Here is an 8,375-nt window from a genome sequence, read left to right on the forward strand (position 1 = left end):
ACGTGTACATCAGGATGATCATGAGCGCGCCGAGCGCCAGCGGCACCCAGCCGCCCTCGAACACCTTGAGCAGATTGGCGGCCAGGAAGGTGAGGTCGAGAAACAAGAACGGCGCGATCAGGGCGGCAGCCGTGAACGGCGACCACCGCCATACCTTCCAGATCACCACGAAGCCCATCATCGCCGTAACCACCATGGTCCCGGTGACGGAGATGCCGTAGGCCGAGGCCAGCGCGCTGGAGGAGCGGAATAAGAGCACCAGCAGGACCACTGCGACGAGCAGGAGCTGGTTGATGCGCGGGATGAAGATCTGGCCGGAATGGGCTTCGGACGTATGGCGAATTTCAAACCGCGGCAACAGACCGAGCTGGATCGCCTGACGCGTCAGCGAATAGGCACCGGTGATGACCGCCTGGCTCGCGATAACCGTTGCGGCGGTGGCCAGCACCACCATGCAGCCGCGGAAAAAACCTTGCGGAAAGAGCTGGAAGAACGGGCTCACGATCGCGCCGGGGTCGCCGAGCACGAGGGCGCCCTGCCCCAGATAGTTCAATGCCAGCGACGGCACCACGATGAACAGCCAGGCGGTCTGGATCGGCCGCTTGCCGAAATGGCCGAGGTCGGCATAGAGCGCCTCGGCACCGGTGACCGCCAGGAACACCGCGCCGAGCGTCACGAAGCCGATGATGCCGTGGTGGATCATGAAGGACACGGCGTAGAGCGGGTTCAGCGCGAACAGCACCTGCGGCTGCTGGATGATCGGGTGGATCGCCGCGATCGCGATCACCGCGAACCAGACGCACATGATCGGGCCGAAGAAGGCGGCGACGCGAGCGGTGCCACGGGACTGCACGGCAAACAGACCGACCAGGATGATCACGGTCAGCGGCACGATGTAGGGCTCGAAGTGCAGGGTGACGTCCTTCATGCCTTCGAGCGCCGACAGCACCGAGAGCGCCGGCGTGATCACGGCGTCGCCGTAGAACAGGGCTCCGGAAATGATGCCGAGCAGGACGATGGTTGTTCCGCGGGTGCCGACTGCGCGCTGGGCCAGCGCCATCAGCGCCAACGTGCCGCCCTCGCCGTTGTTGTCGGCACGGAGCAGGATCACGACGTATTTGAGCGTCACAACGACGATGAGCGCCCACAGGATCAGGGAGAGCACGCCGAGCACGGCCGCCGGCGTCGGCACCCCCTCCGCGCCAGAAGCCGCCATCACCGCCTCGCGGAACGCGTAGAGCGGGCTGGTGCCGATGTCACCGTAGACCACGCCGATGCTGCCGAGTGTCAGCGCACCGAAGCCGGCAGTGGTGTGGGCATCGCCATGCCCATTGGCCGCCGCCGTTTCCGGGGCGGAAATCGCGATATCACTTGTCATGGGAGAGCCTGGTGGCCTCTAAAAATGCTTCACTGCACAACGGCAGAAGGGCGCGGGGCTTATAGGCCTGCGCTGCCGGCATAGCCTAGCCAGATTTTGGACCTTAGCCATGCACATTTGCATGGCTTGGCCGGATGCCGTTTAGATGGTGACCTGGGTTCCGACTTCAACCACGCGTCCGGTGGGAATCTGGAAATAGTCGGTGGCGTCGTTGGCGGACCGGCTCAGCGCGATGAACAAATGGTCCTGCCAAAGCGGCATGCCGGACTGCGCCGACGCCTTCAGCGAGCGCCGCGACACGAAGAATGAGGTCGACATGATGTCGAATTGCCAGCCCTGCTTGCGCGCGATCGCGAGTGCCTTGGGCACGTTCGGCTGCTCCATGTAGCCGAAGCGCAGGCGGACCTTGAAGAACTTGTCGCTGATCCTCTCCATCCGGAACCGCTCCGACAGATCGACCCGCGGCGTATGCGCGGTCTCGATGGTCAGGACCACGTTGTGCTCGTGTAGCACCTTGTTGTGCTTGAGATTGTGCAGCAGCGCGGTCGGCACGAAGGAGGGATCGCTGGTCAGGAACACCGCGGTGCCCTTGACGATGTGCGGCGGCCGCTTTTCCAGGCTCCGGATCAGATCGTCCAGCGGCACCTCGATGCGGCGCGTTTTCTGGATCAGGATCCCGGACCCTCGCCGCCAGGTCCAGATTGTCCCGGCCATGATCACGCCGAACAGCAGCGGCACCCAGGCGCCTTCGAGCAGCTTCAGAAGATTCGCGCTGAAGAAGCTGATGTCGACCACGACGAAGGGCAGGATCACCGCTGCGGCCGTCGCCGCGCGCCAGTTCCACAATTTCCAGATCACGATGAAGCCCATGATGCCGTCAGCAACCATGGTGGTGGAGACCGCAATACCGTAGGCCGAAGCCAGATTGCTGGGGGTGTGGAACAACAGCACCAGCAGCATCACACCGATCAGCAGCAGCCGGTTTACACGCGGCAGATAGATCTGGCCGGCATGAGTTTCCGAGGTGAAGCGCACCTCGAAGCGCGGCAGGAGGCCGAGCTGCACTGCCTGATAGACCAGGGAATAGGCCCCCGTGATTACCGCCTGGCTCGCGATCACGGTCGCCGCGGTCGCAAGTCCGACCAGCGGCAGCACGAAATGCTCGGGCACCATGCGATAGAAGGAGTGTTCGATCGCGCTCGGATCCGACAGCACCAGTGCGCCCTGCCCGAAATAGTTGATCAGGAGCGCAGGCAGCACGAAGAACATCCAGGCCGACTGGATCGGCTTGCGGCCGAAATGGCCGAGGTCTGCGTAGAGCGCCTCGCCGCCGGTCACCGCGAGGAACACCGCGCCCAGTGTCACCAGGCCGATCGTGCCGTGCGACAGCAGGAATTGCAGGGCGTAATAGGGATTGATCGCTGCCAGCACCGACGGATCGTCGGCGATGTGAACGGCACCCAGCACGGCAAGAACGGTGAACCAGACGACCATCACCGGCCCGAAGGCTGAGGCGACCAGTGCCGTCCCCTTGCTCTGGACCGCGAACAGCAGCGTCAGGATGAGAACGGTCAGGGGAACGACATAGTGCTCGAAGGCGGGCGTTGCGAGCTTCAGACCCTCGACCGCCGACAACACCGAGATCGCCGGCGTGATCATGGAATCGCCGATGAACATGGAGGCGCCGACGACGCCGAGCGCCATCAGGAACCAGCTCCGCCGCCCGAGCGCGCGCTGGCCGAGCGCCATGAGGGAAAGCGTGCCGCCCTCCCCGTTGTTGTCGGCGCGCAGCAGCAGCAGCACGTATTTGGCGGTGACGACGATCAGCAGCGCCCAAAGGATCAGCGAGAGCACGCCGAGCACCATGACCCGCGAGACCGGCTGGCCATGGGCCGCGCCCCTGACGGCCTCGTGGAATGCGTAGAGCGGCGACGTGCCGATGTCGCCGAAGACGACGCCGATGCTCCCGAGCGTCAGGCCCCAGAAACCCGAGGTGACCGGCCCGTCCGGAGCTTCGGTCGATGTGATGCTCGCCGTCATATGAAACTGGAACGCTTCTGCCCGAGAATTGATCCGGCGCCTTTTGACGGTTCCGGTGCCCCTGTCAATCGGCACATCACCATAGCAGGCACCGGGCCAGATGCTGTGACGGCGCAGCAACGGTCGTTGCCCACGCGACGACATGCCTCAGGTAAGATGGTGGCACAAGAGCCCTGAGCCTTTCAGTCCCCGATTGAAGGGGAATTGGCTCTACATCCTTGTTTTGTCGCGCTTCTTCGCGCGAAACAGGGTCCACTTCGCTCGAATGCGCCCTACGGCTTCAGATTCGGCGGCAGCGGCGGATCTTCGCGCATCAGGGTGATGGTCACCCGCCGGTTGGCCGCGAGCGAGGGATCGTCCGGAAACAGCGGCTGGGTATCCGCCTTGCCGGCGACGGCGAAGACATGGGCGGCCGGCAGGCCCTCGCGTTCGAGGATCTGACGCACGGCATTGGCGCGGTCGGCCGACAGATCGAAGGCGCCGTAGTCGCTGCGGGTCGGCACGAATCCAGCCGCGGTGTGGCCGGCGATGGAGACGCGCAGCGGCGTCGCCTTGAGCGGGACAGCGAGCTTCTCGATCAGGCGGCGGGTGCGGTCATAGGGGACTTTGGAGCCGTCGGCGAACATCGAGCGACCGTCCTGGTCCACGATCTCGAGGTTGAGGCCCTGCTTGGTCTCCTCGAACATGATGTGCTTCGACATCTCGGTCAATTCCGGCATGTCCTGCAACGCTTGGCGCAGCGAGGCCGCCGCCAGCGCAAAATTGCGGTCGACCTTGATCTTGGCGCCCGACGTGCGGTCACGATCCTCCTGGTCCGGCGTCGGCGTGTTGGAGGAGTCCTCGGGCTGAATGTGATCGACGTTCTTCAGCCGAGGGCGGGTCGGCAGCCCGTCGGACTCGACGATGCCGGAATAGCGCGCTTCGGTCTGGACACCGAAGGCGTCGCGCATGGAGCCTGCGACGACCTTCAGCTTGTTGGCATCCTGGGTCGAGAACGCGACGAGCATCACGAAGAAGCTCATCATCAGGCCCATCAGATCGGCGAAGGTCACGAACCAGCCGTGACCGCCTCCGTGTGAATCGCCGCGCTTCTTCTTGGCCATATCTCAAATCCCGGCGCGCGGCCTCAGGCCGGCACCGGCTCGCCTTCAGCGTGGCGGTGCTTCTCGGGCAGATAGGCCAGCAGCATTTCGCGGACCAGCGTGGGGCTCTTGGAGTCGCGGATCATCAGGATGCCGTCGATGATCAGCGTGCGGTTGGTCTCTTCGTCCAGGAGCTTTCCATGCAGCTTGTCGGCGATCGGGGTACAAAACAGGTTGGCGACCAGCGCGCCGTAGAGAGTCGCGAGCAGCGCGGTCGCCATGAACGGGCCGAGCTTTGACGGGTCGGTCATGTTGGCGAACATCTGCACCATGCCGATCAGCGTGCCGACCATGCCGAAGGCCGGGGCGCAGTCGCCGATGGCGCGGTAGATCTTGCTGCCTTCATCCAGATGCATCAAAAAATTATCGCGGTCGCGCTCGAGATTGTCGCGAATGAAGTCCAGGTCGTAGCCGTCGGCGACGTAGCGGATGCCCTTGGCGAGGAACGGCTCGTCGGTCTCGACCTTTTCCAAACCCACGGGCCCTTGCTTGCGGGCGATCTCGGCGATGCGGGCGAGTTCGTCGACCAGATCGTGCGCCGACAGACGGCTCATAGTGAAGGCAAACTTGGCGCCGAGCGGTAGGCCGTGGATCAGCGTCGAGAGCGGAAAGCGGATCATGGTCGCGGCCGTCGAGCCGCCGAAGATGATGATCATCGCATGCTCGGAAACGAACATGTGGAGATCGCCGCCCAGCAGCATCATCGTCGCGATGACGACAATGCCCGCCACGAGCCCGATGCTCGTCATGATATCCATGGGAGACTCCAACGCGAACGCAACAACGGCCGTCCTGGCCGATGGCGCGGCCCAACCCCGAACCGCATCGGAAACCCTAGTGAGCCGCGATTAAAGACGCGTAAAGGTTAAGTTGAGCCGGCGCGCCTGGCGGCCGCAGCGCGCTGAAAGGCGCCGGCTTTTGCCGACTGCCGACACGGATCTCAACATTTTGCTAACCATACGGTGTCGCGCGCACCCGTCACCCGTGCACGCGATCCCTTCGGCTGCGGCCCTGCGCCACATCGGGGGCGACCGATCAATTGGTATTCTGGACCCGGCCGGCACCTCATGGCGGAAGGCATCGCAATGGTGACGCTGTTCAGTCTTCTCACCGCGCTTCCCGCAGTGCTGGCGCTCCACATGCTCGAACCCGGGCTCGTCCTGCCGGCGTTCAGCGTGCTGCTCTTTGCCGAGGCGGCCCTCGCCGGGATCGCAGCGCACCTGATCCACATGCCGGACAATGCGGAAGATATCACCCTGTGGGATTTTGCCGGCGGCTTCACCTTGATCGGATGCGCTGCCGCGGTGCTCGGCGAGCCGGATCAGGCCGCCTTGTTCCTGACGGAACAGGGCAGCCTGCGAGCGGCGTCGCAACCGTAGATCATCGCGGTCCCGCCGTTAGTGAATCTCCGCCGAGCGCTTCAGCGCAGCCTTCAACTTCTCCAACGAGAAGTCGGGGCTGCGGGCGATCTCGAGGATCGGCGTCTCGCGGCGGCCACAGAGTTCGGCGGCCTCGGGCAGCTTTGCGGCAATATCGTGCGGAATTACGACAGCGCCGTGCTGGTCGGCATGGATCAGATCGTCCGACTTCACGGTCATGCCGGCGACGCGCACTTCGCCGCCAAAGCTCTCGGCGTGCACCCAGGCATGCGACGGGCCGATCGAGCCGGCCAGCGCCTGGAAGCCCGGCGCCCATTGCGGAATGTCGCGGATCGAACCGTCGGTGATGACGCCGAGGCAGCCGAGCGCCTTGTGCACGTTGCTCTGCACCTCGCCCCAAAACGCACCGTAGCCGACGTCGGGACCGTCGATGTCCTGGATCACCGAGATGCGCGGACCGTGGCCGGTACCGACATATTCGTAATATGCGATGCGGCGCTTGGACTGCTCTTCCGGCGGTAGTGAATTTTTCAGCACCGAGCGGATCGCGACCGTGCGGGCATAGCCGACGATCGGGGGCAGATCGGGAAATGGGCAGACCAGTGGTTTGGTGGTGTAGCCGATCAGCCGGCGCTCGGGCGCCACGATCTCCATGGCATTGCAGATCGTCGGCGTGTCATAGCGGCCCAGCGCTTCGAGGACGGAAGCGGGCAGCGGCCCGGTCGCAGTATTCGTCACAGCGTTCTCTCCCAGATTGGCGGCCGCTGTTGGTGCGGTGCCGCCTGCACCGGGCGATATAGCCGAGATCGGGCCTCAACCCAACTCAGGGCGCCTCATGGCAGATATCCAAGTCTCGCTGTTCAGTGCCTTGGCTGCTTGGCGCTTGCCGTTCAGTGCAGCCGGTCGGGCCGGTCGTCTTCGCGCGGCGGCTCCGACAGGTTTGCCAGCGTCGGCGCCGAAGGCGGCGAGGAGACCTCGCCTCCAGCCGGCGCGGTGGCTTCCATCGCGCGCGCCTGGTCGCGATAGGATTTGTAGCCGAGCGGCAAAGCGAGCAGATACAGCACCGTTCCGATGGACAGCACGTGCCAGGGATAGGCGATCAGGATCGCGATGAACACGACCACCGCGACGAACGCCGGCAGCACCAGCTCGGGCGGCACGCGCATGCGCTTGGTCTTGCCGGAGAACACCGGCAGGCGCGACACCATCAGGAAGGCGATCAGCAGCGTATACGCAGCCGTCACGGCCGCAGGCAGCCGGCCGAGATCGAGGAACGCGACATAGATCGGCAGCAGCACCGTGATCGCGCCGGCCGGCGCCGGCACGCCGGTGAAGAAGTTGGCGGCAAAGGCCGGCTTGTTGGGATCGTCCATGGTGGCATTAAAGCGCGCCAGGCGGAGGCCACCGGAGATCGCAAACACCATGGCGGCGATCCAGCCGGCATTGCCGAGCTCGTGCAGCTGCCAGAAATACAGCATCAGGCCGGGCGCCACGCCGAAATTGACGAAGTCGGCGAGGCTGTCGAGCTCGGCGCCGAACTTGGACTGCCCCTTGATCATGCGCGCGATGCGGCCGTCGATGCCGTCGAGTGCCGCCGCGAACACGATGGCGTAGACCGCGAGCGACATCCGCCCCTCGATCGAGAGCCGGATCGAGGTCAGGCCGGCGCAGATCGCCAGCAGCGTGATGACGTTGGGCACCAGCATGCGCACCGGGATCGGGCGGAACCGCCGGCGGCGCACATCAGGATCTTTGAAGTCATAAGGCGTCATGGCTCGTCCTCACCTTGGGGCGAGATATAGCAAGCCGCGTTCCCCTCCGCCATTGCGGCGGAAGGCCCCTCAGGACCGACTTATTGGTTAATTGGCACGGTAGGCGCGGCTCGGGTCGTCTCCGGCAAGATCCGCCAGAATCGTCTCGCCGGCGATCGCGGTCTGGCCTTCCGAGACCAGCGCCTTCGTGCCCAGCGGCAGATAGACGTCGAGCCGCGAGCCGAATCGGATCAGACCGAAGCGCTCACCGGCGCCGATTGCCTGCCCCTCTTTGACGAAGCAGACGATGCGCTTGGCGACCAGACCCGCGATCTGGATCACGCCGATCCGCGCCGTCGGCGTCGTGATCACCAGCGAGTTGCGCTCATTGTCCTCGCTCGCCTTGTCCAGCTCGGCATTGATGAACAGGCCGGGCCGGTAGGCGATACGGTCCACCCGGCCCGCGATCGGGCTGCGGTTCACATGGCAGTTGAACACACTCATGAACACCGAGACGCGCGGCAGCGGCCGATCGCCGAGCCCGAGCTCGGCCGGCGGCAGCGCCATAGTGATCATGGAGACGCGGCCGTCGGCGGGCGACACCACGAGCCCCTCGCGCACTGGGGTCACGCGCACGGGGTCGCGGAAGAACAGCGCGCACCACACGGTCAGGATGGTGCCGATC

8 protein-coding genes are annotated in these 8,375 nt (G+C 64.8%); 1 reads left to right on the forward strand and 7 read right to left on the reverse strand.

The genetic code is table 11. The features are described from left to right. The 4 genes from IVB32_RS14395 to IVB32_RS14410 all read right to left on the reverse strand — a co-directional run. Positions 1-1,378: KUP/HAK/KT family potassium transporter (locus IVB32_RS14395; protein ID WP_247410629.1), on the reverse strand; the 1,378-nt coding region annotated here is incomplete at its 3' end. A 141-nt stretch (positions 1,379-1,519) separates the two neighbouring features. Then, the gene (locus IVB32_RS14400; RefSeq protein WP_085385797.1) at positions 1,520-3,418 is read right to left on the reverse strand and encodes a potassium transporter Kup; all 1,899 of its coding nucleotides are present in this window, start codon (positions 3,416-3,418) and stop codon (positions 1,520-1,522) included. Between the two features lie 272 nt (positions 3,419-3,690). After that, the gene (locus IVB32_RS14405; RefSeq protein WP_007592497.1) at positions 3,691-4,521 is read right to left on the reverse strand and encodes a flagellar motor protein MotB; all 831 of its coding nucleotides are present in this window, start codon (positions 4,519-4,521) and stop codon (positions 3,691-3,693) included. Positions 4,522-4,544: 23 nt separating this feature from the next. Continuing rightward, on the reverse strand, positions 4,545-5,318 hold the full coding sequence (locus tag IVB32_RS14410) for a MotA/TolQ/ExbB proton channel family protein (RefSeq protein WP_018459340.1): 774 nt from the start codon (positions 5,316-5,318) through the stop codon (positions 4,545-4,547). Between the two features lie 327 nt (positions 5,319-5,645). On the opposite strand from IVB32_RS14410, the gene IVB32_RS14415 reads away from it, so the two are divergent. Further along, complete coding sequence (locus IVB32_RS14415) at positions 5,646-5,939, forward strand: hypothetical protein (RefSeq protein WP_085353034.1); 294 nt, start codon at positions 5,646-5,648, stop codon at positions 5,937-5,939. Positions 5,940-5,957: 18 nt separating this feature from the next. Here IVB32_RS14415 and IVB32_RS14420 read toward each other — a convergent pair whose 3' ends face one another. The 3 genes from IVB32_RS14420 to IVB32_RS14430 all read right to left on the reverse strand — a co-directional run. After that, positions 5,958-6,677, reverse strand: coding sequence for an RraA family protein (locus tag IVB32_RS14420; RefSeq protein WP_018459343.1), 720 nt, complete (start codon positions 6,675-6,677; stop codon positions 5,958-5,960). 152 nt (positions 6,678-6,829) lie between these two features. Beyond that, positions 6,830-7,711: a phosphatidylcholine/phosphatidylserine synthase gene (locus IVB32_RS14425; protein WP_018459344.1), complete on the reverse strand. Its 882-nt coding sequence runs from the start codon at positions 7,709-7,711 to the stop codon at positions 6,830-6,832. A gap of 87 nt (positions 7,712-7,798) precedes the next feature. Next, positions 7,799-8,375 (reverse strand): phosphatidylserine decarboxylase (locus tag IVB32_RS14430; protein WP_247410631.1); only part of this gene is annotated, 577 nt, incomplete at its 5' end.

The organism is Bradyrhizobium sp. 23, from assembly GCF_023073295.1.
Lineage (GTDB): Bacteria > Pseudomonadota > Alphaproteobacteria > Rhizobiales > Xanthobacteraceae > Bradyrhizobium > Bradyrhizobium canariense_D.

Bases quoted from the DNA above. Each gene is read 5' to 3' on its own strand.
- IVB32_RS14405 (WP_007592497.1), bottom strand. From the start codon at position 4,521: ATGGCCAAGAAGAAGCGCGGCGATTCACACGGAGGCGGTCACGGCTGG.
- IVB32_RS14400 (WP_085385797.1), bottom strand. From the start codon at position 3,418: ATGACGGCGAGCATCACATCGACCGAAGCTCCGGACGGGCCGGTCACC.
- IVB32_RS14425 (WP_018459344.1), bottom strand. From the start codon at position 7,711: ATGACGCCTTATGACTTCAAAGATCCTGATGTGCGCCGCCGGCGGTTC.
- IVB32_RS14410 (WP_018459340.1), bottom strand. From the start codon at position 5,318: ATGGATATCATGACGAGCATCGGGCTCGTGGCGGGCATTGTCGTCATC.
- IVB32_RS14415 (WP_085353034.1), top strand. From the start codon at position 5,646: ATGGTGACGCTGTTCAGTCTTCTCACCGCGCTTCCCGCAGTGCTGGCG.